Consider the following 26289-nt stretch of genomic DNA (forward strand, 5'->3'; position numbering starts at 1 on the left):
GGCGATGTTTCGCCTCTCTTTTTTGATCAGTTTGTATGTATACTAACGAGTTGTCTACATTTTTTAGGCTCCGCGCGGGCTGGAAAGCAGCCACAGCCCGAAAATCGTATAGAAAATCATCAAGATAGACAGACCCAATTGCAACAGCAGAATGTCCCGGCGGAATGTGCAAAGAGCCTCAGCTGTCCTGTGGCACAAGATGACGGCCAAAACATGCGACAATACAACGACACCGGCCTGGGTGAGCCAGATGGTCTTCACAGAGTCTGGAACCGTCAGAAACCCGACCCTGACGGGGCGGCTGCCTAGTCCGAACAGATTCCAGCCAAGCGCAAAAGGATCGGCCAGTGTTGCGACTACAACCTGAATTTGAACCAGAAATGTCACGAAATAGTGGGCAAAATGATAGCCGATCGCAATCGGCAGCAAGGTGATGGAAAAGCGGATGAAGGCTATTTTGAAGGAAGCGGTCTCGTTCACCAGTACCGTTCCCAAGTAAACGGCGAGCGCAAAAATACACGTCAGCAGTAGCATACTGGTGTAGAGGCCAAGCGTCGTCGGCCAGATCATCGCGGTTCGCCCCGGATACTCCAAGGGATTGACCCCTAACTGATCCAGCCACCAGAAGGTCTCGTAGAGGCCATCGAAACTGCCGGATGCGAGAATAACTATTACAAAGACCGCATGGCTTAGATCAAACTGATTACCGTGAAAGACTTGCCATCCCGGCACGCCAAATGCCGCCCCGCGCACCGATCTGATTGTGCCGATCAGTGCGAACAAGACCGAAAAGCACTCGACCTGACCAAGCCAGGATTTGCGCCCAAAAAGGGTCATACCCAGTACTGTAAAACCCCAGTATCCAAGCGCGAAACTCGCAAGCCTGCCCGGATCGTTTGGTGCTGCATCGGCAAGAACAAAGCCCTGAAACGCCGCCATAAGAACAACAGCCGGCCAAATCGAAAGTTTTTTTGCAAGTGTCAGAGGTGCTTTGTGATCTGGGGCCAACAGACGGTGCAAGCCCGGCCAGGGATTAACCCATTTCCAGACATCGAAGATCAGCGCTTGCACCATGAAAAGCAACATCCACCATATGGTCCACAGCACCAAAGGCATGAGGTTCGCTTGCGGGTCCGTTGGGCCCCTTAGACCAATCAGGATCAACAACATCAGACAAAGGGAGGCTGCGATCTGACCCCAGTTGCACCATCGGCCTCGACCGCGCTTGAGAGGCAATGTAATGGGCCGCAGTATAACCTCAATCTGCCCTGGTCTCAGGCAAACAAGCAGCAGGATTGTCGCAGCCACAGTCGCAGTACCACCAGTGATGTAGGCGGTGGTGGGCAAAAGAAGCACAAAACCCTGATCGGCAGCATGGGCAAAGGCTGGTCCCGCAACCATAGTGGCGCAAATTAACGCTAGAAATGACTTCACAATCAACTTCACTTCGTTAGCATACACACAAATCCTTGCAAGGAGGCAAGTCAGATGAGCAAACGCTGGTTCGCTGTGGCAGGTATCGCGGCCGCGTTGGGTTTCGCCTACATATTCGCAGGTACGCCGCAATCTTCTGTAAAGGTCAGCGACGGGCGCGCCGCGCCGATGGGGACGTCGGGATCGCTGTTCATGGTCACTCTCAAGCTGCAAAATGACGGTGACCCTCGCATTCTTCAAAGCGTCACGTCGCCATCTGGAGCCCACACGTCATTAATGAACCCTGGCCATGACAAACCACTTGTAGTGCCTGGCGGCGATCCGGCGCAACTGGCAATGGACGGGGCCCATATCATGTTGCAAGTGCCCGACGGAAGCTTTCCCGAAGGCACTTATCATTCGCTGGCGCTCACGTTTGACGATGGCAGCGAGGTAGTGACTCGCATCCTGAACCCAGAGGCAACCGGCAGTATGACGTCAATGGACCATAGCAAAGCCAACGGCATCGAAATCTCACCTAGCCCGACGATCGCGCTGGTTCAGGATCCGCAGGTCAGTACTAACGGATTTGCCGTTCAAATCAGCGTCAAAAACTTCGAATTTGTCCTTGTCGAGGACGGCACACCGCATATCGACGGTCAGGGTCACGCCCACATCTATCTGAACGGCCTGAAGCTTGGCCGACTTTACGAAAACAGCTTTCAGGTCGGAGCGCTGAAGCCCGGCGATTATGAATTAACTGTTGCGCTGAACTCTAACGACCACCGCCCTTACATGTCCAATGGCGCACCCATCTCGGTAACCTATAGATTTACACTATGATGCGGATTGCCTTTGGCAAGTGACAAGCCTTCAGTGAATCACAGAAAAGCAGAACACAAGCAGTTGTTATTAATCGACAAAAGCACGCTCAACAACAAACGTGTCTGGCTTACTGTTCGACCCCTCGACCAGACCAAACCCCTCGAGTAGAGCCTTGGTATCTTTGAGCATATCCATTGAGCCGCAGATCATGCCCCGATCGGTATCTGGCGAAATAGGCGGAACTCCTAGGTTTTCAAACAGTTTGCCATTGGTCATTAGATCGGTAGTGCGACCCATGAATGGATAGTCTTCGCGTGTGGTGGTGGCATAAAGGCGCAGGCCATGCGCAAACTCTCCGCACAACGGATCGTCCTTCACAGACGCAACCAGGTTCTTGCTATAGGTGAGTTCAGCAACTTCGCGGCAGGTGTGGGTGACGATGATTTCATCAAACTTCTCATAGGTCTCGGGGTCTCGGATCAAACTGGCAAAGGGCGCGAATCCCGTACCTGTAGAAAACATCCAAAGCCGTTTGCCAGGCAACAACGCATCGTTCACCAAGGTGCCCGTTGGTTTTCTGCGCATTAATATTGTGTCACCTTCCTTGATATTTTGCAGATGCTCGGTGAGCGGGCCATCCGGAACTTTGATCGAATAAAACTCCAACTCCTCATCCCAACTGGGAGACGCCACAGAGTAGGCCCGGAACACAGGCTTCTCGGCATTTGGCAGGCCAATCATCACAAATTCACCGGACCGGAAGCGGAAAGATGCAGGCCGCGTCATACGGAACCGAAACAGCCGATCAGTATAGTGCTGCACTTCAGTTACGGTCTGGGCAAATACACCCGCCGGGATCGGGAACTTTGTCTCTTTGGAATCGAGCGCCATCAGATCACCTCCTGTTGCCACCAAGAAAGCGGCTAGATGCCTCACCCTTAGGTATTCTTTATAAGTCACCTAGATCAGGCCATTCATTTCATTAGTATGCTAATGATTATGAGGTAATGGAATATCCTGTCAATTGATTTGTGAAGAATGCCTCTCGCCCCAGAATTATCTTGACGCATGCCTGCTAATTATATTCGTATACTAATGAATAGTGGGAGGATCTTATGGAAAAACTTGTCATAAAGAACATCGGCATGATCCTGTCAGGAAAAATGGAAGAACCGATTTTTGATGGCGATTGTCTGATTGCCATAGATGGTAAGATAGACGCATGGGGCAATGAAAAGGACCTCGATACCGACGACGCAACCAGCATCGTAGACGCCCATGGTGTGACGCTTGCCCCCGGTCTGATCGACAGCCATGTGCACCCGGTGGTAGGTGACTACACGCCCCGTCAGCAACAACTCCACTGGATCGACTCCACTCTGAACGGCGGGGTGACCACAATGATCTCGGCCGGAGAGGTTCATATGCCGGGGCGACCCAAAGATGTGATCGGCCTCAAGGCGATGTCGATCGCGGCACAACGCTGGTATGAAAATTTTCGCCCCTCCGGTGTCAAGGTCCATGCCGGCGCCCCTGTCATCGAACATGGCATGGTCGAGGAGGATTTCGCCGAACTGGCCAACGCCGGAGTGAAATATCTGGGCGAAGTCGGCTTGGGTTCGGTCAAGGACGGCAAAACCGCAAACCAGATGGTCGAATGGGCCAGAAAATATGGGATTCAGTCCACGATCCACACGGGTGGCCCATCCATCCCCGGGTCCGGCCTCATCGACGCGGATATGGTGATCGAGACAGGTACCGACGTGATCGGGCACATCAACGGAGGTCATTCGGCGCTGCCGGATGATCAGATCATCTGCCTTTGTGAGATCTGCACCAAGCAAGCCTTTGAAATCGTTCATAACGGCAATGAGCGCGCCGCGGTGCTTACGGTGAACACCGCGCGCGAATTAGGCAAACTGGATCAGGTGATCTTGGGCACCGACGGGCCGGCAGGGTCAGGCGTACAGCCCCTTGGCATCCTAAGGATGATCGCCATGCTGTCGGCCTTTGGCAACGTCCCTGCTGAGATCGCTTTCTGCTTTGGAAACGGAAACACGGCACGGCAGCGAGATCTGGATGTGGGTCTTATTGAAAAGGGTCGTTGCGCCGATTTCGTCCTTCTGGACCAAGCGCAGCACGCGCCCGGAAAAAACATGCTTGAAAGCGTCGCGCAGGGGAACCTGCCGGGTGTTGGCATGACGATCATTGACGGCGAGATCTGCTCGGAACGTTCTCGCAACACACCGCCCGCACAACGCCTGCCGGAACGTATTTTGTAAGCTCGATTTTCGGTGACTTGGGTTGTTTGGCGCAATATGCGGGCAACGCGATCTTTGAAGGTCAGGTTATCTTTTTGAGCAATGCCAGAAGCGTCTTTTGCTCGGACTTCTTGAGAGGTGCGAGGGTTTCATGCGAAATCCCAAACCCGTCAGCGTAAAGCTGTTCCATTAACTCAGCGCCCGCCTCGGTCAATGAGATGATAGATCGGCGCTTGTCACCGGGATCGGCGGTCGCGCGCAAAAGCCCCTTAGCTTTCAGACGGTCAACCACCCCTTTGATCGTCGCAATATCCATTGCTGCAAGTCGGCCCAGCTGATTTTGCGACACCTCTTTCTTCTCGGCCACCCGGATCAGCGTGGCAAACTGCGTCGGCGTCAGATCTTTGGAAATTCGGTTCTGAAAAATGATCGAATGGCGCTGACTGGCCAGCCGCAAAAGATATCCGACCTGGTCTTCAAGATGGTAGGGATCGACGCTGTTTGACATAAGTGCTCCTAACGAAGCCCGTCTTTGCCTTCTGCTTCATCGTGGGTCAAGCCACCAACACGGGGTAATGGCCGCCCGCTGTCGGTCACAGCCACGGCCACCATAATTTCATTTGCACGCGGCGCATCGTTCAGCCGTACTTCGATGCCGTCAAAGTGGCTGCGTACATAGGCTGCGTCCTTGTGCCCAAGCGGCACGTCAAGCACCTGACCGGGCGAACCCATCTTTTTCGAAGACGGCACCAAGGCGGCCCCTTTTTCCACTTCTTTACGCAACGGCGCGCCCAACTTGGGATGGAGGATCGCAGCGGCATGTTCCAACTCGCCATTTTCGCCGACCATGGCCGACTTACCATAGCTCTCTGCCTGCTCCGGCATGATACCAAGGGCTTCGACACATTTGCGGCCCAACAGCGTGCCCAGCTCTGCACCGATCTCCATCAATGCGCTTAAGTCCTGAGTATAGGTGCCCGCAAACGGGTTTTCGATTACTGCAACGGCGACGGCCTTGCGGGTGGCCGGGTCGATCTTTCGTCCGATTTCGGAATGCGTTTCTTCGATGTTTACAGCGATCTTACGAATCTTAGCGCTCATCTCAGGCCGTCCTCTCCTTTGATATCCTTGGCTGCCAGGCCGCCAGCGCGGTCGTGGATGCGTGGTCCTGTGCTCATGACCAGAATGACGGCCATTTCATGAGCTTTGGGCGCGTCGTTCAGGCCGACCTCCATACTGTCAAAGTGGCTTCGAACGTAAGAGGCATTTATATGGGTGATCGGCACATCGAGCCGCCCGCCAACGCCCGTGACTTTCTTGGTAGAGGGTACGATCGCGTTGGAATCATTGAGAAGTTCGCGCATTGCGTAACCTCCCGGAGCGTGCCACAGGGCGCCATGTTCCAGCTCACCCGCCTCACCTATCAATGCGCCTTTGCCATAGCCTTCAATCTTGTCCGCCCCATCCAGCATCTCGACCAATCGCTTCGCCATCTGCAAACCAAGTGGCTTGAGGTCCTCCATAAACCACTGAATATCAGGCTCGTAACGCCCGGCAAATGGGTTCTCGATGATCGCAATCGCCGCCGCCCGACGCAGGGGGCTCGCCGGGGCCGGACCACCTTCGTGGAAAATCTCTTCGACAGAATAGGCTGTTTTCCGGACATTAAGCTGGGACATGTTGTATCTCTTGTTGGAACGAAAATGCGTGTGCACCGGTTGTGACAGATCGGCCCTGGAGGAACAAACCCGCAGACGCGATCCGTCCCAGGGCCTGAAACGATGTCGCGCGGTTGAGACCTCGGGCCAAAGCGCGTTCACAGTCCTCGGCTGACAAAGCACCACAGCTAACAGTGACCGGCAACTCCCCCAAATCACTGTTCTCGTCGATATCGCAAGCGGCGCGACGTGTGATCGATGGATGACCCGGCAGGTCCACCGCATTAGCGATGAGTGTTGCCGCAACGTCAGCCTCAGCGGCCGATGAGGCGAGCACCGTCACGCTGTCCGCGATGCCCAGAGACAGGCTGCGCCCGTGGCGACCAGAGGTCGCAATACCCCCGATACGATCCTTGTCCGTAACTTCAATCCGACCCAATTCGCCGCCGTCATGGGCTTGGATCGAGGTATTGAAGCTCGTTCCCGGGGTCAGATATAGAGCAATATCTCCACCGTTGTTGACATAAGCGCGCGTGATATTCGCGCTTTGGGTCATTGCCGCAAGCACCTCATCCGCGATGCTTCCGGCCACGGCGGCCATCCGTGTGACGTACCCCACATCAGTCAACTGCAGACACGCGTCATGCATTCGACGCGCAACTGTGCCGTTGGGACGTTTTGTTAGCGGAGACAGCATCCCCCTAAGGTCCGACAGTTCCTGTACAATTTCGGCGATGATCGTTTCGAACCGCTTTGCTGCGGTCCGATACGCCTGATCCCGATCCCCTTCCACCCAAACAATCAGATCACTGGGACCATGCTGCAGATGCAGCCGTTGGCCATCGGGCAAAAGGCGCGCGCGCGGCCTCATTCTGCGTCCGCCTTCCAATTGTAGTTTCCAAGATCCATCGGATCCCCGGCATTAGGTTTTTGTCGTACGTGGCGAGCCTGATCCGAATTGATGTCACTGACGCGGCGCATGTGGTCCACATGTCCGCCCAGGGCAGCGTAATCTCTAACACGCAAGGTAAATTCGATGGGGGCGACAAGCGCGGGAGTTGGAACATAGCCAAAAGAGTTCGTGGGCATATCCAACACATCTACCATCACAGTGATCCCGCCTCCGGGCCACACATAGGCATCTGCACCACCACAAGACACATGGGTCAGCGCGTCCTTGACCGATTTGGTCAGGCGCACGGGGTTCTCAGTAACGCCTGCGCGCAGCGATCCACCTGCCCCACCCATGAACAGCACTGAACAAACCGAAGGTTCGCAGTTTTCCGCAATTAGCGCAGCTGAAGCCGCCAGTTTCGCGGGTACGTCCTGCAGTTGCGGGGCAAGATCGGCGTCGAGTTCATAGTATGAAAACTGCTCACCCGTTGTGGACACCATAAACAGCCGCAGGCCTTCCCATGCTGTTTTGGGGTTAAAGGGGCCAAGGATCGCAAGAGGGTCCTCGATATCTGTGCCGCCCCAACCGGTGCCGGGCTCTGCCACTTGGAAGTATCGCCCAGGCGTCGAGCGCCGTCCTTTGATCTTGATCCCCGTTGCTGGGACATCAAGCTGCTTGCCGGTCTCGTGCTCGCTGAGCACTCCGGTGATGTGGTCATCCACCACAACGACGTCGTCGACATGACCGATCCACTGTTTCGGGAACATGCCTATCGTGGCAGAACCGCAGCCTACGCGCATCAAGCTTTCTGTCACGCCGTTGATGATCGGTGGCTTACCGGCCTCGACCACAACTTCGGTGGCGTGATCTTCTTCGCCGATCACCATCGTCACTGGTTCTCGGTTGCAAAGCCGCAGCAGGGCGTCACAGGTTACGCGGCCTTCTTTCTTGCTACCACCCGTGAGGTGCTCGACACCACCCAAAGACAGCATTTTCGAGCCGTATTCCGAAGTCATGACATGGCCGATCGGTTCCCCGTCGACGCGCACCACGTCACGCTCATGGCCGATATGACGGTCAGTGTCGATCTTCACCTTCACACCGCAATAGCTAAAGATGCCCTCGGTCACGACCGTGACCATATCGACGCCTTCGACCTCTTGGCTTGCGATAAAGGGTGCAGGTTTGTAGTCGGGATAAGTGGTTCCCGCTCCTACAGCCGTCACAAACTGACGCTCACCTTTGAATATATCGCCATCCCATTCCTCTGTCGCGCCCTCGCCCATGAACGGAACGAGGTCTTGGCCACTTTGGATGATGGTCAACGGATCAAGCCGAACCAGCTCGCCACCGTGGTTGGCATAACGGTCGCAGGCGCCCGAATTGCCCTCGGCGATATAGCACATCACCGGGCAGGCGTCGCAGCGGATCTTTTCTGGCTTCGCAACATCCGTCATCACGTTACACTCTTCTTGAGGGCTGCATGGACGACGCTGGGGATTGCCGGTCCCTTGAACAGTCGTACCCCTGTTGCATGTTTGATTGCGTTCAGGATCGCCGGTGCCGTTGGGATCAACACATGCTCTCCCAGTCCCTTGGCGCCATACGGGCCATGCGCGTCGGTTTCTTCGATGATAATGGTCTCAATCGGGGGGATGTCACCGATTGTCGGGATCAGATAGTCATGCAGGTTCTCGGTCAGTCCCGGGATGTATTCCTCCATTAGCGCCATCCCCAGACCCTGAGCAATGCCGCCATGGACCTGCCCTTCGACTAGCATCGGGTTGATGGCCTGACCGACATCATGAGCCGCAATGAATTTCACTGGCGTGACTGTGCCCAGCGCGGTATCCACTTCGACAACAGCCAGATGCGCGGCATAACCGAATTGGGCGTAAGGATGCCCCTGCCCATTTTTATCCAAGGGCTTTGTCGGCGGATCATAGCTTTCTTCAGCGCGAAGAACATACCCATCCGAGTCCGCTTCTAGAGCCGAAAGATCCAGCACACGAGCCCCCCCGGCATCAGTCGCCTGAATTTCCCCGGCGCTGAACTCCAAGGCAGCATCTTCGGCAACGTTCAGACGTTCCAGTATCATGGCCCGCAATGCCTCACCCGAGAGCCGCGCCGCATTGCCCGAGACAAAAGTCTGGCGCGAGGCCGAGGTTTTGCCCGCATCCGGTGTCACATCCGTATCCGCTCCTACAAGCGTAATCTGACCCACCTCGGCCCCAAGTGCGGTAGCAAAAATCTGGGTGATGACGGTATTGGCCCCCTGACCAATATCCATCGCGCCTTGATGCAGCACCACCGTGCCATCAGCGCGAATGCCGCATTTGATGGCCGATGGGTTGGGCAAAGACGTGTTGCCACACCCATACCATCCGCTGGCGATACCCACACCGCGTTTTACAGTGTCATTTTGTGCATTGAATGCCTCAACACCTGCACGCTCTTCCGTCCAGGCCAACCGCAATGCCTCAAGGCAGGCCTTGATCCCGACCCCCCGGTCGAACACCTGTCCGCACACGGTCGGCACACCATTATCCAATGCGTTGAGAATACGGAACTCCAGCGCATCCATTCCCAGCTTCTCGGCCAGATCGTCGAAAAGACATTCTTGTGCAATGGCTGCCTGAGGCACACCAAAGCCGCGAAACGCCCCCGATGGCGGGTTGTTGGTATGCACACCCTTGGCCTGCGCGATGTAGTCCGCCACGCGGTACGGTCCCGAAGCATGGACTGGCACCCTGTTCGCCACCGTCGGTCCCCAACTGGCATAAGCCCCCGTGTCAAAGCGGCCACGAAAGTCAAAGCCACAGAGCTTGCCCGTCTTATCAGCACCGATCCTAAGCGTGATGTCTGAGGGGTGCCGTTTGGTCGAACATTGCATGGATTCAATACGCGTGTAGCAAAGCCGCACAGGTTTGCCCGTCTTCAGCGCCGCGAGTGCCAGGTAGGGCTGTACGCTCATATCCAACTTGGAACCGAAACCGCCCCCGGTGGCCGTTGGCACAACACGTATGTCCGAGCGTTCAAGCCCCAGAACACGCTCGAGCCCTTCGAGATCCATAACCGGGGCTTGCGTGCAGGCATGCACCTCAACGCGACCGTTCACGACTTCGGCGAAACCCGCTTCAGGTTCGATATATGCATGCTCGACAAAGCCGCTTTCAAACCGGCCTTCCACAATTACATGCGCGCGTGCCAGGGCCGCATTCGGATCGCCACAAGTCACAAAACCAGCACACATCACATTGTTGTCCCGGCCATCATGTAGTTGATCGGCTCTTTCACCTTGGGCTGCGTCCATGTCTTGTAAGGCAGGCAGTTCGGTCCAAGTAATCGGTACCATTTCCGGATCGATCGCGCGAAGCACATCCCGAGCACCAATCAGGGCCGCGACAGCCTCTCCCCTGAAACGCGTTTCCCGCTCGGCAAAGACGGGCTGGTCTTCAAATCCGGGTATCACGCCAAAGTTGTTCTGGCCCTTCACGTCTTCCGCAATCAGAACCGCGTCCAGTCCAGCCGCCTGCGCGAATCCTTCGAGGTCACCAATTTCAAAAACCGCCCGGGCATGGGGGGAGCGAATGACCAAAATCTCAAGGCACCCCACGGGTGCAATATCATCGCCGTACTTGACGGTAGCCGAAACTTTTTCGATCCCATCCAAATGCTGAACCGCATCGCCCACCTTACCCGCTTTCGCAATAGCAACCGAGGGCGCACCCATCACCGCGTTGATGATTTTGCGATAACCTGTACAGCGACATAGCACACCCCCTAACGCATCCTTCACTTGCACCTCGGTGGGCTCAGGCACGTCCCGCAGTAGCGCAACGGCAGATACCATCATGCCAGGCGTACAGATCCCGCATTGCGCTGCGCCATGATCCAGAAAGCTCTGCGCCAGCTTGGCTGCCACGGGGTCATTGGCATGTAATCCTTGCACAGTTTCGACCTCGCGCCCCGCAACCTGATGTGCTGGGGTCAGACAGGCGCAAACGGGCTCGCCCTCAATCAGCACAGTACACGCGCCGCAATCCCCCGCATCGCAGCCAATCTTCACATCGCGTTGCCCCAAACCCTCGCGCAGAGCTTCGGACAGTCGTTGGCCAGGGAAAAGCAATGGGGCCGCTTCACGTCCATTCAAACGAAATGGGGTCGGGGTGCCTGAAAGCGCTTTGTTCATCACGAAACCGCCTTGTGAATTGCACGCTGAATTTGATGACGCACTGCATCAAGCCGATACGAACTTGTCCCTCGGACATCATCGATCGGCGCTAATGCTGCGACATCAATCGGAGAAATCCTGACATCAGCGGGATCCTGACCGATCAGGCTCGCCTCTACCGCCTTAAGCCGTTGCGCTACGGCGGAACAGGACCCTACTGCGATGCGAGCCTCGGCTATTCTTCCCTGTGTATCCAAAAGAACATTTGCCGCTGTCATGGCAATAGAAATGACCAAATAGCGACGGCTCCCTAATTTTTCAAAACCAGACGTCATGCCAGCATGGGGTTTCGGCACGATGATCGCTGTCACCAGCTCGTCATCCATCAACGCTGTTTGCCGCACACCCCTGATAAATGCCTCGAGGGGAAGAACACGCTTTCCCTTTGCTGCACTGGCCAGCTCAACCTCAGCATTCAATGCAAGCAGAGGTGGAACACCATCGGCGGCGGGAGAGGCGTTGCAAATGTTTCCGACAACCGTACCTGCATTTTGAATTTGCAGGCTTCCGACCTCGCGCGCCGCCTGCTTCAAGGCATCAAAGGCCCGAGGAAGATCAGTTCTAACAACATCCGACCATGTGACGGCGGCACCAATACTTGTGCCCCCTTCAGATTGCGTGATGTCCGAAAACCCATCTATTCTTGTTACATCTAACAGATTTTCGGGATGCTGGCCTGCTTTCAACGCCGGATAGAAATCTGTCCCACCTGCGACAACGCGGACTCCAGCCTGCTTAAGAATGCCCAACGCATCAGGCAACAAGCTTGGTTGTGAGTAGGCCATGCACATATCCACTTTCATTAGCACACTAATGATAAGTGTGGACGTTTGCCAGAGTCAACAGAACTGTCCTGAGAACACATCCAATCAAACATGGGCTGCAGTTTGAGCCAAGTGGGCCTCCGTATACCCAAGTTGACAGATAATCGAATCCGGATAAGGTACAAGCATGAACATGTCTGAACAAGAATCAACAAGCACTGATCGGATCGGAGCACCGAAATCTGTCAGGATCGCACTCATGCTCGAGGAAGAGATCCGGTCAGGTGGGTTGGATACAGGCGCACCGCTGGCCAGTGAGAACGCGCTGGTCAAACGGTTCTCGGTCAGTCGAAACACGATACGCAAAAGCCTCGATATCCTCAGCCGCAAGGGTCTGATCACGACCCGGCGCGGCATCGGATCATTTGTAACCTTCGGGGGAAAAACGATCGACGACCGCAAGGGATGGAGCGTTGCATTATCCTCGGGTGAAACCGAACTTGCGACGCGGATTCTTCGCCTGACACGCGGTAAAATGGATTTAGCAGACGCACCTGAAAGTGTCGGCACCGATGTCCTGATGGTCGATCGTTTACGTTTTCGTGTGAACACCGGTCAGGGAGTGTCGCTGGAACGCAGCCGTGTCCCATGGCGTTCGGAGTTTTCCGAGATAATTGAGACCGGTCTGGAAAACGGCTCTTTGACGGAAACGCTTCGCAGTCGCGGGTTGGCAGTCAACGGTGGTAGCGAATGGGCGCGTGTTTTGCCCGCGCTCAGCGCGGAAGACGCGGCTGTCATGGGGCGCGTGTCAGGAGAACCGATGTTGCGGCTGTGCCGGTTGACCCGTTCAGCCGACGGGGACTCCCTGGAATTTGTCGAGAGCATTCTGGACCCAGACCTGTTTGGTCTGCACATGGAGTTTTGACGGCTATGGCCACTGGAGAACTGGCTTTCAGTCGCGCTTGCGGCGCTCTTGCCGGAATGGCCATCGGGGATGCGTTGGGTATGCCCTCACAAACGCTGTCGCGCTCAGAAATAGCGCAACATTATGGCGAGATCACAACTTATGTCGCCCCCTACCCCGACCATCCGGTCTCTCATGGCCTACAGGCGGCGCAGGTGACGGATGACACCGAACAGGCATTTCTGTTGGCTCAACGTCTCGTGAAAGATGGCGAAGGGTTTGACGAAACGCTGTGGGCACAAGATCTACTGGATTGGGAACGTGACGTTCGTACCCGCGGGTTGCGCGACCTGCTGGGTCCATCTTCCAAAGCGGCTCTTGCAGCGATGCTGAACGGAGAACCAGCAAGCGAAACGGGGCGCAACGGAACAACAAACGGCGCTGCGATGCGAATTGCACCAGTTGGGATCGCCACGCATTTCTCGCCAACGCAGAACTTCTTGGACCGCGTGGAACTGGCCTGCCGTATGACGCACAACACGGGCGAAGCCATTGCCGCTGCTGCTGCTGTTGCCACTGTCGTCAGCTGTGGTGTGGATGGTCTTGATTTCGACTCAGCGCTCGACACCGCGCTAGACGCCACAGAGCAAGGGCAGAAACGCGGCCATCGGTTTGGCGAAGCAAACATGCGTCGTCGGATTTCAAACGCACTTGATCTCGCGGATCAGGGCATGACCGACGTCGAATTCGCGCAATTCGTCGGAACTTCTGTCTCTTCGTTTGAATCTGTCCCGGCGGCCTTTGGCATCGTGAGGATGGCGTCGGGTGATGTCTGGAAGGCCACCCGGATTGCTGCGAATATCGGGGACGACACAGATACAATCGGCGCTATTGCCGGAGCGATGGCCGGGGCATGCGCCGGAATTGAAGCCATCGCACCCGCTGTACTCGACCCAGTTCGTGCTGCCAACAACCTACCCATCGAAGCAATAGCGGAACAGTTGCTTTCTCTTCGCAATACGTCTGACGCAAAGACGGAGGCCACAAGATGACCAATCGTCTTCTTCAGATGTCAGGTGTTGTGGCCGATCTGCTCTATCAGGTCGAAGCTGTTCCAGCGGTTGGTGAAGAAGCTATCGTCAAGGGTTTCTCCATCGCACCTGGTGGCGGGTTCAACGCCATGGTGGCCGCGAAACGCGCAGGTATGATGGTGTTCTATGGAGGCTCTATCGGATCTGGCCCATTTGCCAAGATTATTCGCGAAGGTCTTAACACCGAAGGTGTCCCGTTCCTGCGGGCACAAGACCTAACGCGCGATCAGGGCTGCTGTACCGTGATGATCGACCCTCAGGGTGAGCGGACCTTTGTGGCAAGCGACGGTGCTGAGGGGCACGTGACTGCCGAGGACTTAACGCAGATCAGCTTTGCCGAATTCGACTGGACCCTTTTGTCTGGCTACGCTCTGCACTACACGGGCTCGCGTGATGCGCTGCACCAGAGGTTATCTTCGGATGCCCGCATCAATAACCTGGTGTTCGATCCTTCGCCCATCATCGCTTCTCTCCCACATGAAGTGCTGCAGACGGCGTTGAGACGGGCCACATGGATCAGTGCAAATGCGCGCGAAGCTGCGGTTCTGACTGGTCACACGGACCCTGTTGCTGCTGCCAGAGCACTTGCTGAAACCCGCCCTGATGACGGTGGAACTGTTGTGCGACTGGGGGAAGACGGCTGCATTCTGGCTCGGCCCGATGCTCTTCACCATATCCCACCTTACCGCGTTCAAGCGGTGGACACCAACGGCGCTGGTGACACCCATGTTGGCAGTTTCATCGCGCGAATGGCGCGCGGTGATACCCCAAAGGAAGCAGCCATTTACGCAAATGTCGCTGCGGCGTTGTCAACCACACAACAAGGGCCCGCAACGGCGCCGACCCAAGCGGTCGTGGCGGACGCCCTAAACAAGAAAGAGGCGGGTTGATCGAGAACCAAAGCTAAAGACCATTCAACCGGGAGATCACAATGAACAAACGTATCCTATTAGCAACCACAGTTGCTTTGACAACAACGGGCGCGGCCGTTCTGGCCGATGAGATCCGAGTTCTCAATTGGCAAGGGTATGGAACCGACGAAGACTGGGCCATTTCTGCCTTTACCGAGGCAACGGGCCACACCGTCGTTCATGAATACTTCAATTCTGAACAAGAGATGTTGACCAAGCTTCGGACCAACCCCGGTGCCTATGATGTCGTGCTGATCAACGCGGCCTTTACTCCGCAGGCGCAGGCCGAGGGTTTGATAGGGCCAGTGGACAGCTCGATGGTCGCGAATTTTAGTGACGTGCCTGAAAATCTGGCCGCCAATCCGGACCTCAACGCCGGAGGTGCGCTGCATGGAATGCCTTGGACCTGGGGCCTGACATCCTTTGCTGTGAACACCAATGAATTCAATGAGATGCCAACGTCGATTGAGGTATTTTGGGACACGGCGCACGTAGGCAAAGTCTCGATCCGCGATGACGCGTTGGAAGCCGTACAATTCGCAGCTATCGCAACAGGTCAGAACATCAACGACATTCAGGATCTTGATGCCATTGAGGCCAAACTTGCCGAGCTGATGCCTCAGATCAAAACCTATTGGGGGTCGGAGAACGACTGGAACCAGTTCATGGCCGCGGGTGATCTGGATGTGGCAACCTTCTGGTCCGGTTCTGCCAGCCGCTCGATGGCGTCCGGTTTGCCGGTACAGTTCATCGTTCCAGACGAGGGTGCAATCGGCTGGTTGGATGGTCTGTCCATCCCAACCTCATCGACCAAGAAAGAGGCTGCGCACGCCTTTATCAATTGGATGATCGACCCAGAGTTCTACGTCAAGTGGGCCGAAAGCGGTGCCCCGGCTTCGGCCAATGCCAAAGCCGCTGCTGCGTTGCCTGATGACGCCTTCAACAAGCGCGTTCTTGGGGATCCCGCAGTCGTGGCACGCGTCCAGTTCCAGCGTCCGGTCTCGGATGAAAACCGCGAGAAATACCTTGAGCTCTGGCAAGGGTTGAAAGCCGCCCAATAAGCCCAGGCACGCGAAGGAGAAAGCAGACATGTCAACGGTTCTCGCCCGACAAGACAGGCTCAAGATCGTCAGCCTGCTTTCTCCGGCTTATATTTGGCTGACGGTGGCAATATTTTTGCCGCTGTCGGCGATGCTGTATTTTAGCTTTTTGTCCGATGTGCCTTTTGGCGATGCCGAATGGCACTATACGTCTGAAAACTATCAGGCCTTCTTCCAGACCTCGACTTACGCAACGCTGCTTTGGAAATCCATAAAGCTCGGCTTGACTGTGACGGTGATTTCGGTGCTGGTTGGCTTTCCCTGCGCCTATGTTCTGGCTAAGGCGATTAAGGGTAAGTCGCGCGAAGCACTATTCCTTCTAGTCATCCTGCCCTTCTGGTCGAATTCTCTGGTCCGGATATTTTCCTGGGCCATCGTTCTGCGCGGAAATGGAGTGCTAGAGCTCGGCCTCAACGCGATCCTGCCGTTCGAGGTCGATGTGAACCTGATGTTCTCGACCTCTGCGATCGTTATCGGCCTGGTCCACTCTTACCTGCCTTACGTGATCTTGACTTCGTATCTGGCCTTACAGGCCATCGACGACAATCTGATCGACGCCGCGCGGTCAATGGGGGCGAACAAACTGACCATCCTCTGGCGCGTCATCCTGCCTTTGTCCTTGCCCGGGCTGCTGGCCGGTGCGGTATTGATTTTTGTCCCTGTCGTCGGCTCTTTCATGGAACCACGCATATTAGGTGGTCGTGTTGGAACTTATTTTGGCACTGTGATCGAGGATCAGTTCGTGGCCGTGTTCAATTGGCCCTTAGGGGCTGCCTTGTCCTTTATCCTGCTTGCGGTGGTTTTGGTGATCCTGGCAACCGCCAGCCCGGCATTGCGGAGGGCACAGACATGAGGAATACCTATCTGGTCTGGGCAGGTAAGGCTTGGCTTGGCCTGATCCTGTTCTTTCTTTACGCCCCGATCATCGTCATGGCATTCATGTCCTTCAACGCGTCACAGTATTATCAACTGCCCTTCGAGTTTTCGCTAAAATGGTACGAAAAACTGGGCCAGAATACTGAAATTCTGAATGCCGCGACCCGCTCAATTCTGATCGCGCTGGCCACAACAGTGATTGCCACCGTCTTGGGCACAGCCGCCTCGCTGGCCCTGTTCCGGTTCGAGTTCCGTGGCAAGCGCTTCCTGCAGGTGATGCTGTTCCCGCCGATCGCAATTCCATGGCTGATCACCGGCACGGCGATGCTGATCTTTTTCTATGGCGTCGGTCTTGGCCGCGGCACACCGTCGGTTCTGATCGGCCATGTCGCCCTGGCCCTGCCTTACGTGATCGTCGTCGTCAGCGCCCGCTTGGCGACATTTGATCCCACACTGGAAGAGGCCGCAAGGTCCATGGGCGCCGACAGCTGGACCGTGACCCGCCGCGTTACCCTGCCCTGGATCGCTTCGGGGATCATTGCCGGTGCTCTGTTCGCTTTTGCGGTCAGCTTTGACCAGTTCGTTGTGTCGTACTTCCTCTCCGAACCCGGAGACAGCACGCTGCCGGTTTTGATCTACACCTCGATCCGCAAAGGCTTCACGCCGGAAATCAATGCAATCTCGACAATCATTATCGTAATCTCGATGGCCGTGATGCTGTTTGCAGCCCGGTTCTCAAATTTCGGAGGAGAACGCTGATGGCCGATGTTTCTGTCCAAAACGTCACCAAAACATTCGGGTCACTCAAGGCTTTGAATGACGTCACCATGCACTTTTCGGATGGCGGTTTTTTTGCCCTGCTCGGTCCATCAGGCAGCGGTAAGACGACGTTGCTGCGTGCCATTGCCGGATTCATCTTTGCGGACAGTGGTTCGATCCATATCGGTGATCAGTCGGTCGAGCACATTCCCGTCGAAAAGCGTGACATCGGAATGATGTTCCAGAACTATGCTCTGTTTCCCAATATGACCGTCGCCGACAATGTGGGTTTTGGCTTGCGTGTACGCAAAGTAGGTGCCGCCGAGGAACGCCGCCGCGTGAGTGAAGCGCTAGAATTGGTACAGCTTGGGCAACTGGGCGACCGCAAGCCTCATCAATTGTCTGGTGGTCAACGACAGCGCGTGGCATTGGCACGGGCTATTGTCACTAATCCAAAGGTGCTTCTATTGGACGAGCCGCTGTCGGCCTTGGACAAATCCTTGCGCGTCGACATGCAGATAGAATTGAAGCGTATTCAGCGTGAGATTGGCATTACAACGATCTTTGTGACCCATGATCAGGAAGAAGCCCTTACTTTGTCAGACAAGATCGGCATCCTCAGACAGGGAACGATGATACAGGCTGGCCCGCCACGCGAAGTCTACAACAATCCCGTCGACGTCTTTACCGCCGAATTCCTGGGCGAAGCCAATATTCTGACAGGTCAAAGCGGCTTGGCTCTGAATTCTGGCGGTGCGGATATCAAATTACCACACGGAGCGACACCGCAGTCGACCCTGGCCGTCAGACCCGAGAACATGAGCATATCTATCTCAGAGCCTGACGGCGACGAGACCTCAAAACTCCCCGCCACGCTGGTCCGTCGCATCTTCGCCGGAGCGATGGCGACCTGCGTCCTGAAACACAACGACAACACCTTCAAAGTCATTGCGCGCGATCAGGACATCCCGGATTTGCCCGAAGGTGGCGAAATATGGCTGAGCTGGAAACCCGAGCACACGATTGTTGTACCAGAAGGATCAGTTGGGTTCGATCCCAACTGAGCCGAGCAAGATCAAGTTCGAAAACCCTCGTTCATGGCGCTACGACAAACACGGCCTGACGTGCGTTGACCTCGTGATAAACGAAGTGACTGCACGCGACCGGATCAGCCTACTAATTGAATGAAGCCTTACTGGGTGGCGAATGCGATTAATAGTCCGGCGATCTGGGTTCAAACATCAATCCTACATATGCGGCACTGGATCTGCGCTGCCACCGGGTTGGAAAACAATTCGAACCAGCTTCAATCAGATTAGTAGAACAACATAGCCTGTCACCTTGTAGGTGCCTGCGCCACCCACATGCCCGGGCCAGTGAGCTTGCTCAAACTAAGGGTTCAAACGAGACCGTGACATCTGCGAACAAATCTGCATCGCCCACCTCGAAATACTGTCGAGTGATCGTGCGCTTGACGTATTCGTCATTTTCTTCCAGCCACAATCCGATCCAGGATGAGCGCGCAGAACAGGATCGCCAATCCAGCCAAAATTCCTTGTCCTGCAGCGGCATATTGAAGTGCCTCCAGCACGTCCTCGCCCAAGCCTTTTGCACCGATCAGCGAGGCGACGACCACCATCGCAAGAGACATCAGGATAGTCTGATTCACACCCGCCATGATAGTCTTGTGCGCCAGGGGCAGATCTACCCTCCATAGCAGATACCGGGGCGTCGCTCCGAAGGCCAAGGCGGCCTCCCGCACGGTTTCGGGGACTTGCTGCAGGCCAAGAACGGTAAAACGGATCACCGGGGGGCTGCCAAAGATCATTGTTGCGACCACGCCCGCTGGCTTGCCTGATCCGATAAAGGCCACGACCGGGATCAAGTAGACGAAGGACGGCATCGACTGCATGAAATCCAAAATCGGTCGCACGATTGCAAACGCCCGCGGGCGGCGCGCACAATAGATGCCCAGCGGGATACCTAGCGTGATCGAGATCAACGCCGCAGCGCCCAGCAGGGCAATCGTGGTCATCGCTTTTTCCCAGAAATCCAACAGGCCCAGATAGGCCAGCGCCGCACCGGTGAAGATTGCCACGCGCGGTCCGGCAGAGAGATAGGCCAGCATGATAATCACCAGTGCCACGACCGGCCACGGCGTATCGACCAGTACTACCTCAATCCAGTCCAACAGGGTGCGCATCCCATAGGTCAGCCCATCGAAGAAGCCGCGCCCGGCGGTTTTGGTCCATTCAAACACTGCTTGTACGCCATCGCCGACGTTCAAACGCCAGTCCCGGTTGGTTGGGAAAGTTTTGAGTACTGCTAGCGCATCGGGTTGCGCAAACTTGATCATCGACAAAATTACTACCACGGCAGTCAGCGCCGTCGCGACGACTACTCGAGGCAGCGACCAGCCATGCGCTACGCTCGGGTCCGAACGCCAGCGCGCGAACTGCCCTTCAAGCGTCCAGTTGGCCAACGAGGCGGCCAGGAACTTAAACGCCAGTAAAAGGACGATCCCGATAACCAGATAGGTGAATCCTGTCGAATCCGCCGAACGTGCGGCCTCCTGCGCGCCTGCCAAAGCACCCTCAAGCGATTCCGCGGCGCGCTTCAATGACTCCAAAGTGGTTGAACCGGATTGCTCTGCCGCTGCAATTTGCTGGCGGCGCAGCTCCAATGTCTGCTCAATCTGTTCCGCGCGTTCCCGAAACTCACGGCCCAGATCACCGAACAAGCCCAGACCGATTTGGATATAGGCAAGCGTTTCCAGCACCAAAAACCCAAGGAACCACGACCACAGCCCCCGCGCCCCGAACCATATCGGACCCAAAATTGCAGCGGCCTTGTTCAGCGTAAAGCGGTAGCCGGGGGCCTGCATCATGTAGGCAAAGGTCTTTTGGTAATAGGACTGCCCCTGTCCCACGAAATCTCCGATCAAGCCATTCAGGCGGTCGGCGGTTTCCGGTTGGATCTGTTGTGTATCAACATGTTTCATAGCGGTCCCCTTAGGCTTGACTGTCCTGAATCGCGCGGATCAGACCCGCTCGGTTGATAACACCCACGGTCTTGCCATCCTGAGTGACGACTACAACTCCATGACCATCAACGCAGAGGTCCATCAGATCGGACAAATCCATGTCCGGATGCGCCTCTTTGGCATCTTCGGGCACTTCGCCGTGATGCGCCTCGAACTCTTCGACCGATTTCATCACCGCATGGGCGAAGATCATGTTGAGTTTGGAAATCCCTGCCACAAAGTCGGCCACATAGTCATCGGCGGGGTTGAGGATGATCTCTTCCGGCGTACCGATCTGCACAATGCGCCCATCCTTCATGATCGCGATACGATGGCCGATGCGGATCGCTTCATCTAGATCGTGGGTGATGAACATCGTGGTTTTGTTCAGCTTGTGGCTGAGATCCATGAACTGGTCCTGCAACTGCTTTCGGATCAGCGGGTCGAGGGCCGAGAACGGCTCGTCCATCAGCAATATCTCGGGGTCGGCGGCGATGGCACGGGCCAGACCCACACGTTGCTGCATACCGCCCGACAGCTCATGCGCATATTTGTCTTCCCAACCGTTGAGCTCGACTAGTTCCAGCACCCGGTCCGCTTCTTCCCAGCGGCGCGCCTTGCCGGTGCCTCGGATTTCCAGCGGCATCGCTACGTTGTCACGGACAGTACGGTGGGGCATCAGGCCGAAGTTCTGGAACACCATAGCGACGCGCCGGTTGCGCAGGTCGCGCAGGCCCTCATCATTCAGGCCCATCACGTCCTCGCCATCCAGATAGATATGGCCGTCAGTGGGCTCCAACAGGCGATTCACATGGCGCACAAGGGTCGACTTGCCCGAACCCGATAAGCCCATGACGCAGAACAACTCACCCCGCTCGATTTCGAAACTTGCATCGGCGACGCCGACAACGCAGTTGAAGCGCTCCAGCACTTCGGCCTTGCTCAGCCCCTCGCTGTGGATGGCTTGCAAAGCTTCCTGCGACCGCGCACCAAAAACCTTCCAAACGCCTTTTGCGTCGATTGCGATATCCGCTGTCATACTGACCCCACCGCAGTTGCATGAATCGAGCAACGCCCCCGAAATCATCGGGGGCGCACAGGTTTTAGTTGGTGGTCAAACCAAGCCAGCTGTCGACGGTATCGCCATTGGCGGCGATCCACTCGGCCACGACCTCGTCTGTGTCACGCCCTTTGACGACGACCTCGTAAGTCAGGCCGCTTAGTTCACCGGCATCCATGTCGATATTGGCCAAAAAGGACGCCGCTGCAGGGTTGCGCTGCTCAAGCGATTTGGAATGGGCGACGGTCACGGTCTTGACCGGTTCACCGGTGCTGATATGGGACTTGTTGAACCAATCCGCGTCCTGATCGGGCTGCACCATCTTGTAGGTGGTCGCATCATGATCGGGTTCTTCCAGAATTGTCACATCATACAAAGCATGCACGTAATGCGGCGCATAGCAGTAGAAAGCCGCACCCTTCTGTTGGTCAACCTGGTCCTTCAAGCGTGAATAGAACACGGTTTCATCCTCGGTCGTTGGTGTCAGGAAGGTCTCGATCCCATAGTCCCGCACCCGCACTTTGAATGTGTTGGTTGAAGCCCAGCCCGAAGCACCAACCCAAACCTCACCCATGCCGTCACCATCCGAGTCGAAGAGCTCTTGCGCCATCGGGGTGGCCAGATCGTAGATTGAACGAATGTTGTGATCCTCAACCATATAGTTCGGCACGCAGATGCCGGCGCGCCCCTCGTAGCTGCCAGAAGACAGCGCGACGGTGCCCTTCTGATCGACATACTCGTCGGTGAATGACGACTGGTTCGGCAGCCAGACATCCGGGTGCACGTCGATATCTCCACGCCCGCCATCCATCGCTGCAAAGATCACCGCATTGGCGCCAGGCGCATAGCCAACCTCGCCGCCTAGACGTGTTTCGACAACCTGACCAATGACGCGGCTCATAATCTTGGCACCGGGCCAGCTGGGTTCACCGACCATCACTTTGTCCTGCGCGATCGCGGTTGTCGCGCCCAAAGTCAGGGTCAATGCTGCTGTTAGCATTCCTTTTTTCATATTAATTCTCCCGTTTCGTTGAGTTGCATGCGCCATCAGGCGCGCGCCCGCTTGCGTTGCGGGTCTATGAATGGAATGTCCGAGACCGTCGCGCACAGGCGTTTCATCCGTCCGTCGAGCTGTCCGATCTCCAATTGAGTGCCGTTTTCCGCCTGCTCGACCGACAATCGGGCCATCGCAATCGCATGCTCCAGCATCGGTGAACGTATAGCCGAGGTCACCACACCCACCTGCCGTTCTCCCGCGTAGACCGGGGCACCGCGGGCTGGCACGTCATCGCAACCGATCAGCAGCCCTTTGAGCACCCGGCGCGGGTCGCGTGCGTTGCGTTGCAGAGCCGACTTGCCGGTGAAGTCAGACTTGGTCAGATCGACCGCAAAGCCCAATCCAGCCTCGAACGCATCGACGCCCGGTACGAATTCGGCGTTTGCGGCGGCCAGACCTGCCTCAATCCGGATGATGTCTAGTGCGGCTGAACCCATTGGGGCGATCCCGAACTCTTCGCCGGCTGCCATTACCGCATCCCAGATCGCGACAGCATCGGATTTTGAGCAGAAAACTTCATACCCTAATTCGCCGGTATAGCCCGATCGCGACAGCATGAACGGCGCACCTTCGCGATCGTTCAGCCGTGCGACGGTGACACCGAACCATTTTAGATGATCCAGGCTGGGTACATGCGGTTGGGTAAAAGCGATCTTGCGTAGCAAGTCGCGCGATTTCGGCCCTTGAATAGCCAGGTTTGGCATCGTTCCGCGCAATGCGTGGACCCGCACTTGCAAGCCGCGCGCGTCTGCCAGTTCCTGCAACACCCGCCCGCTTTCCTCGGACCCACAGCACCAACGGAAAATCTCGGGCGCCAGACGGAACAAGGTGCCATCGTCAATGACCGATCCACTTTCGTCGCACATCGGCGTGTAAGATCCACGCCAAACCGGCAGTTTCGCCACGTTTCGAGTGGTGGCCAGTTGCAGCAGCGCCTCGGCATCCGGGCCGACGATGTCGAATTTGCGCAGACCGCTCATGTCCTGCACTGTCACAGCTTCGCGGCAGGCCCAATATTCACCCAAAGTACCATGGGCCGGGTAACTGACCGGTGCCCATAGATCACGCGCTGGCGCAAAATGCTGGGTCAACGGGGCCAGACGGTCATGAAAAGCGGACTCCTGGCTGATCGACATGAGGGCGTCTTCCTTTTCGCGATAGGCAACCGCACGGCGGATCGGTGTTTCAGGGCGGTAGATACGTACATGCACATCCGTCGGGTTCCAGCCGTTGATCGGATCAATGTCGTCTGGACAGGCGGTCGAGGTGCAGACCAGATCCTCCAACGCTCGCATGGCAACATAATCACCGGGTCGCGAACGGGATTCTTCAGTCAGGATATGATGCGAAGCCGGGTCAACCCACGTGCTCCAGAAGAAATTGATTGCGGGCCAAGCGGTCCGCTTTTTGACACCGTAGGGCACTAGAGCATTGGTCATGTTGTCGGAACAGTTTAGATGGCCGGGAAAGCCTCTCTCTTCGTAACCACGAGCTGTGCACGCCAGACCGAATGTATCGTGTTGACCACAAGTGTCCTGAACCACATTCAGTAACGGGCGCATATCGCGATCAAAGAATTTATCCAGCAAACCGGGACCGGGAAAAGCCCGTCTAACCATGGACCGAGTGGCAGTGGAGTCGATCATCCATTCCTCGCCACGATCCAGGCCATCAGCCCGCAACGCCATGAAATCGGAACATTGCTGGCCTTCAACATCGATGATTTGAACGAATTCGCCAGCTTTAAGCTCATACGCCATGGCGCTGCCGCGAGGGACGGTGAATTCGTCTCGTATATCACCCAGCAAAGGGGGCAATTGCACATCACGTTTGGCTGCGGGTTTGTGCAGAACCGTCACATTTCCGGCGCCTGAGCCTTCGATTAGCCCGGCAACTCCGACGGGTCGGATCAACCAGACCGTCATCGTCTGACTGGCACGTATAATCACTGGCTCGGATGATTGATCAAATCTGTAACAGGGAACCCGCTGATCCCCATCCCGCGCTGCTATCCAACCCGAGAACTGGGCACTGTCAAAACCGTCCCATTCAACCAACCCGGTTTGGCTCAGCCCAAGTGCCGCAAGCATCGGCTGCCCACCCTCTGCCAAAGCAGCAAGATCCAATGGCTGCAGTGAACCAGCCCCTTCTACTGACAGCAAATCTCCGGGTTTGATCGACAGCTTCACCGCCTCGCGCGGAGACAGGACATGCGTGCGTGCGTCAAGGGCATTTGGGAAGCCCGGGAACCGGCGACCGGGGCCGTCGTACCCCGTGTTAGTAAAAGTATGTAAAACCGTAGATCCGTGCATGGCGCAGCCAGATTCCCTAAATGTAACTAGTTACAGAGCTTGATGAAACCAGTTACATATGTCAACTCTTTACTTAGAAATCGGCAAGACGGGCCCTAAAATCAGTGACGCAGAAAACCCCCGAGCCTAAAAAACGCTCAAATCTCAGAGATGTAGCAAAAGCAGCGGGCGTGTCCGTCGCAACGGTGTCCAGGGTGCTGAATGAACCGACCGTGGTGAAGAAGGAAACGCTCGAAAAAGTTCAGACCGCTATTTCCGACCTAAAATTCGTTCCTAGCGCGGCTGCCAGGGCAATCAATTCTGGTCGCACCCGCTTTGTTGGGGCTTTGGTCCCTACGCTGGACAATGCGATCTTTGCCCGATTCCTTGCTGCTCTGGAGCGTAAGCTATCAGACCATCAGTTGTCTCTGATCGTTGCGACAACCGAGGCGAGCCTAGAGATTGAAGCCGAGAAAGCCAAAAGCCTGCTGGATATCGGGGCAGAAGGACTGATCATCACTGGCATTACCCACAGCCCGGCGTTTCACGAACTGATCGAACGGGCGTCGTTGCCAACGATCGTCACGTCTTTCTTTAATCCGGAAAATCCGCTGCCGACCATCGGGTATGATAACGCGGCTGCGGCGCAACTTGCCCTAAAACACCTTGTTGAACTCGGACACCAAGACATTGCGGTCGTGCATGGCCCCGTTAACGATAATGACCGTACCCGAGCGCGCCTAACCGGCCTCAAAGCCTTTCCCTTCGACGGAAAGCTCTCAACCTTCGAGACCGAGATCAGCCATCAGGGCGGCGCAGACGCTGCAAAACACTTGGGCAATCTAAGCACCAAGCCAACGGCAATTCTATGTCTATCCGACGTCGTCGCCCTGGGGGTTTTGCTTGGTCTTCAGGCACAAAATATCATCGTCCCGGACCAAATTTCCATGGTCGGGGTTGACGATCTTCCAACTTCGTCTGTAACCGTTCCGCCACTGACAAGCGTACATTTACCGGTTTCTCAGATGGGTGAACGCGCAGCGGACGCGCTTGCCAACTGGATCACATCTCATCAGGCGCCCAAATCCGAAGAGCTGTTCACACAACTCGTTGTTCGCAACTCTACAAAACGTTGTTGAGGCAAGTGGTCCAGACCAGACATTGGCCG

At 56.1% G+C, this 26289-nt stretch carries 23 protein-coding genes; 10 read left to right on the forward strand and 13 right to left on the reverse strand.

The window, feature by feature from the left end:
* Nucleotides 1-63: 63 nt before the first annotated feature.
* Nucleotides 64-1434 carry a hypothetical protein gene (locus ACR0MQ_RS13150; protein ID WP_480608650.1) on the reverse strand — a complete coding sequence of 457 codons (1371 nt, stop codon included), beginning with the start codon at nt 1432-1434 and terminating at the stop codon, nt 64-66.
* A gap of 54 nt (nt 1435-1488) precedes the next feature.
* On the opposite strand from ACR0MQ_RS13150, the gene ACR0MQ_RS13155 reads away from it, so the two are divergent.
* Nucleotides 1489-2256, forward strand: a complete 768-nt coding sequence (locus ACR0MQ_RS13155) for a copper chaperone PCu(A)C (protein WP_480608652.1) — start codon at nt 1489-1491, stop codon at nt 2254-2256.
* Between the two features lie 69 nt (nt 2257-2325).
* On the opposite strand, the gene ACR0MQ_RS13160 is transcribed toward ACR0MQ_RS13155, so the two are convergent.
* Nucleotides 2326-3129, reverse strand: coding sequence for a ferredoxin--NADP reductase (locus tag ACR0MQ_RS13160; protein ID WP_480608654.1), 804 nt, complete (start codon nt 3127-3129; stop codon nt 2326-2328).
* Nucleotides 3130-3353: 224 nt separating this feature from the next.
* Here ACR0MQ_RS13160 and ACR0MQ_RS13165 point away from each other — a divergent pair, with 224 nt between their 5' ends.
* Complete coding sequence (locus ACR0MQ_RS13165; RefSeq protein ID WP_480608656.1) at nt 3354-4520, forward strand: amidohydrolase family protein; 1167 nt, start codon at nt 3354-3356, stop codon at nt 4518-4520.
* Nucleotides 4521-4581: 61 nt separating this feature from the next.
* Here the strand turns inward: ACR0MQ_RS13165 and ACR0MQ_RS13170 are convergent, their stop codons facing one another.
* From ACR0MQ_RS13170 to ACR0MQ_RS13200, 7 genes are read right to left on the reverse strand one after another with little or no spacing between them, the layout of a single operon-like run.
* On the reverse strand, nt 4582-5007 hold the full coding sequence (locus ACR0MQ_RS13170; RefSeq protein ID WP_170477091.1) for a MarR family transcriptional regulator: 426 nt from the start codon (nt 5005-5007) through the stop codon (nt 4582-4584).
* Between the two features lie 8 nt (nt 5008-5015).
* Nucleotides 5016-5600, reverse strand: a complete 585-nt coding sequence (locus ACR0MQ_RS13175) for an amino acid synthesis family protein (RefSeq protein WP_480608658.1) — start codon at nt 5598-5600, stop codon at nt 5016-5018.
* Nucleotides 5597-6178 (reverse strand): amino acid synthesis family protein, encoded by a 582-nt coding sequence (locus ACR0MQ_RS13180; protein ID WP_170775397.1) that lies wholly within the window; start codon nt 6176-6178, stop codon nt 5597-5599. The genes ACR0MQ_RS13175 and ACR0MQ_RS13180 overlap by 4 nt, the downstream gene beginning before the upstream one ends.
* Nucleotides 6165-7028, reverse strand: coding sequence for a UPF0280 family protein (locus tag ACR0MQ_RS13185; RefSeq protein ID WP_480608661.1), 864 nt, complete (start codon nt 7026-7028; stop codon nt 6165-6167). The genes ACR0MQ_RS13180 and ACR0MQ_RS13185 overlap by 14 nt, the downstream gene beginning before the upstream one ends.
* Nucleotides 7025-8509: a 6-hydroxynicotinate reductase gene (locus ACR0MQ_RS13190; protein ID WP_480608663.1), complete on the reverse strand. Its 1485-nt coding sequence runs from the start codon at nt 8507-8509 to the stop codon at nt 7025-7027. The genes ACR0MQ_RS13185 and ACR0MQ_RS13190 overlap by 4 nt, the downstream gene beginning before the upstream one ends.
* Nucleotides 8509-11244 (reverse strand): molybdopterin-dependent oxidoreductase, encoded by a 2736-nt coding sequence (locus ACR0MQ_RS13195; protein ID WP_480608665.1) that lies wholly within the window; start codon nt 11242-11244, stop codon nt 8509-8511. Before ACR0MQ_RS13195 ends, ACR0MQ_RS13190 begins: the two co-directional genes overlap by 1 nt.
* Nucleotides 11244-12071, reverse strand: a complete 828-nt coding sequence (locus ACR0MQ_RS13200) for an FAD binding domain-containing protein (RefSeq protein WP_480608667.1) — start codon at nt 12069-12071, stop codon at nt 11244-11246. The genes ACR0MQ_RS13195 and ACR0MQ_RS13200 overlap by 1 nt, the downstream gene beginning before the upstream one ends.
* Nucleotides 12072-12243: 172 nt before the next feature.
* Here ACR0MQ_RS13200 and ACR0MQ_RS13205 point away from each other — a divergent pair, with 172 nt between their 5' ends.
* From ACR0MQ_RS13205 to ACR0MQ_RS13235, 7 genes are read left to right on the forward strand one after another with little or no spacing between them, the layout of a single operon-like run.
* Nucleotides 12244-12975, forward strand: a complete 732-nt coding sequence (locus tag ACR0MQ_RS13205; protein ID WP_170543534.1) for a GntR family transcriptional regulator — start codon at nt 12244-12246, stop codon at nt 12973-12975.
* Between the two features lie 5 nt (nt 12976-12980).
* Entirely contained in the window at nt 12981-14006 is a 1026-nt protein-coding gene (locus ACR0MQ_RS13210; RefSeq protein ID WP_170775401.1) for an ADP-ribosylglycohydrolase family protein, read from the forward strand.
* Complete coding sequence (locus ACR0MQ_RS13215) at nt 14003-14935, forward strand: PfkB family carbohydrate kinase (protein WP_170775402.1); 933 nt, start codon at nt 14003-14005, stop codon at nt 14933-14935. Before ACR0MQ_RS13210 ends, ACR0MQ_RS13215 begins: the two co-directional genes overlap by 4 nt.
* Nucleotides 14936-14976: 41 nt before the next feature.
* Nucleotides 14977-16017 (forward strand): extracellular solute-binding protein, encoded by a 1041-nt coding sequence (locus ACR0MQ_RS13220; RefSeq protein WP_170775403.1) that lies wholly within the window; start codon nt 14977-14979, stop codon nt 16015-16017.
* A gap of 28 nt (nt 16018-16045) precedes the next feature.
* Entirely contained in the window at nt 16046-16909 is an 864-nt protein-coding gene (locus ACR0MQ_RS13225; protein ID WP_480608670.1) for an ABC transporter permease, read from the forward strand.
* Complete coding sequence (locus tag ACR0MQ_RS13230; protein WP_170775407.1) at nt 16906-17691, forward strand: ABC transporter permease; 786 nt, start codon at nt 16906-16908, stop codon at nt 17689-17691. Before ACR0MQ_RS13225 ends, ACR0MQ_RS13230 begins: the two co-directional genes overlap by 4 nt.
* On the forward strand, nt 17691-18755 hold the full coding sequence (locus ACR0MQ_RS13235) for an ABC transporter ATP-binding protein (RefSeq protein WP_170775408.1): 1065 nt from the start codon (nt 17691-17693) through the stop codon (nt 18753-18755). The genes ACR0MQ_RS13230 and ACR0MQ_RS13235 overlap by 1 nt, the downstream gene beginning before the upstream one ends.
* 419 nt (nt 18756-19174) lie before the next feature.
* Here the strand turns inward: ACR0MQ_RS13235 and ACR0MQ_RS13240 are convergent, their stop codons facing one another.
* The 4 genes from ACR0MQ_RS13240 to ACR0MQ_RS13255 all read right to left on the reverse strand — a co-directional run bounded on the left by ACR0MQ_RS13240 (nt 19175) and on the right by ACR0MQ_RS13255 (nt 25142).
* Nucleotides 19175-20692 carry an ABC transporter permease gene (locus ACR0MQ_RS13240; RefSeq protein WP_480608672.1) on the reverse strand — a complete coding sequence of 506 codons (1518 nt, stop codon included), beginning with the start codon at nt 20690-20692 and terminating at the stop codon, nt 19175-19177.
* A 10-nt stretch (nt 20693-20702) separates the two neighbouring features.
* Nucleotides 20703-21752: a quaternary amine ABC transporter ATP-binding protein gene (locus ACR0MQ_RS13245; protein WP_480608674.1), complete on the reverse strand. Its 1050-nt coding sequence runs from the start codon at nt 21750-21752 to the stop codon at nt 20703-20705.
* A 64-nt stretch (nt 21753-21816) separates the two neighbouring features.
* Nucleotides 21817-22785, reverse strand: a complete 969-nt coding sequence (locus ACR0MQ_RS13250; protein WP_480608676.1) for an ABC transporter substrate-binding protein — start codon at nt 22783-22785, stop codon at nt 21817-21819.
* 35 nt (nt 22786-22820) lie between these two features.
* A complete protein-coding gene (locus ACR0MQ_RS13255; protein WP_480608678.1) occupies nt 22821-25142 on the reverse strand; it encodes a DUF1989 domain-containing protein in 2322 nt (773 codons plus the stop codon).
* A gap of 104 nt (nt 25143-25246) precedes the next feature.
* On the opposite strand from ACR0MQ_RS13255, the gene ACR0MQ_RS13260 reads away from it, so the two are divergent.
* Nucleotides 25247-26260 (forward strand): LacI family DNA-binding transcriptional regulator, encoded by a 1014-nt coding sequence (locus ACR0MQ_RS13260; protein WP_480608680.1) that lies wholly within the window; start codon nt 25247-25249, stop codon nt 26258-26260.
* Nucleotides 26261-26289: the final 29 nt, after the last annotated feature.

The organism is Ruegeria sp. AN6, from assembly GCF_056540425.1.

Excerpts from the sequence above, each read along its gene's own strand:
- ACR0MQ_RS13155 (WP_480608652.1), top strand. The coding sequence starts at position 1,489 with ATGAGCAAACGCTGGTTCGCTGTGGCAGGTATCGCGGCCGCGTTGGGT.
- ACR0MQ_RS13160 (WP_480608654.1), bottom strand. The coding sequence starts at position 3,129 with ATGGCGCTCGATTCCAAAGAGACAAAGTTCCCGATCCCGGCGGGTGTA.
- ACR0MQ_RS13165 (WP_480608656.1), top strand. The coding sequence starts at position 3,354 with ATGGAAAAACTTGTCATAAAGAACATCGGCATGATCCTGTCAGGAAAA.
- ACR0MQ_RS13170 (WP_170477091.1), bottom strand. The coding sequence starts at position 5,007 with ATGTCAAACAGCGTCGATCCCTACCATCTTGAAGACCAGGTCGGATAT.
- ACR0MQ_RS13175 (WP_480608658.1), bottom strand. The coding sequence starts at position 5,600 with ATGAGCGCTAAGATTCGTAAGATCGCTGTAAACATCGAAGAAACGCAT.
- ACR0MQ_RS13180 (WP_170775397.1), bottom strand. The coding sequence starts at position 6,178 with ATGTCCCAGCTTAATGTCCGGAAAACAGCCTATTCTGTCGAAGAGATT.
- ACR0MQ_RS13185 (WP_480608661.1), bottom strand. The coding sequence starts at position 7,028 with ATGAGGCCGCGCGCGCGCCTTTTGCCCGATGGCCAACGGCTGCATCTG.
- ACR0MQ_RS13190 (WP_480608663.1), bottom strand. The coding sequence starts at position 8,509 with ATGACGGATGTTGCGAAGCCAGAAAAGATCCGCTGCGACGCCTGCCCG.
- ACR0MQ_RS13195 (WP_480608665.1), bottom strand. The coding sequence starts at position 11,244 with ATGAACAAAGCGCTTTCAGGCACCCCGACCCCATTTCGTTTGAATGGA.
- ACR0MQ_RS13200 (WP_480608667.1), bottom strand. The coding sequence starts at position 12,071 with ATGGCCTACTCACAACCAAGCTTGTTGCCTGATGCGTTGGGCATTCTT.
- ACR0MQ_RS13205 (WP_170543534.1), top strand. The coding sequence starts at position 12,244 with ATGTCTGAACAAGAATCAACAAGCACTGATCGGATCGGAGCACCGAAA.
- ACR0MQ_RS13210 (WP_170775401.1), top strand. The coding sequence starts at position 12,981 with ATGGCCACTGGAGAACTGGCTTTCAGTCGCGCTTGCGGCGCTCTTGCC.
- ACR0MQ_RS13215 (WP_170775402.1), top strand. The coding sequence starts at position 14,003 with ATGACCAATCGTCTTCTTCAGATGTCAGGTGTTGTGGCCGATCTGCTC.
- ACR0MQ_RS13220 (WP_170775403.1), top strand. The coding sequence starts at position 14,977 with ATGAACAAACGTATCCTATTAGCAACCACAGTTGCTTTGACAACAACG.
- ACR0MQ_RS13225 (WP_480608670.1), top strand. The coding sequence starts at position 16,046 with ATGTCAACGGTTCTCGCCCGACAAGACAGGCTCAAGATCGTCAGCCTG.
- ACR0MQ_RS13230 (WP_170775407.1), top strand. The coding sequence starts at position 16,906 with ATGAGGAATACCTATCTGGTCTGGGCAGGTAAGGCTTGGCTTGGCCTG.
- ACR0MQ_RS13235 (WP_170775408.1), top strand. The coding sequence starts at position 17,691 with ATGGCCGATGTTTCTGTCCAAAACGTCACCAAAACATTCGGGTCACTC.
- ACR0MQ_RS13240 (WP_480608672.1), bottom strand. The coding sequence starts at position 20,692 with ATGAAACATGTTGATACACAACAGATCCAACCGGAAACCGCCGACCGC.
- ACR0MQ_RS13245 (WP_480608674.1), bottom strand. The coding sequence starts at position 21,752 with ATGACAGCGGATATCGCAATCGACGCAAAAGGCGTTTGGAAGGTTTTT.
- ACR0MQ_RS13250 (WP_480608676.1), bottom strand. The coding sequence starts at position 22,785 with ATGAAAAAAGGAATGCTAACAGCAGCATTGACCCTGACTTTGGGCGCG.
- ACR0MQ_RS13255 (WP_480608678.1), bottom strand. The coding sequence starts at position 25,142 with ATGCACGGATCTACGGTTTTACATACTTTTACTAACACGGGGTACGAC.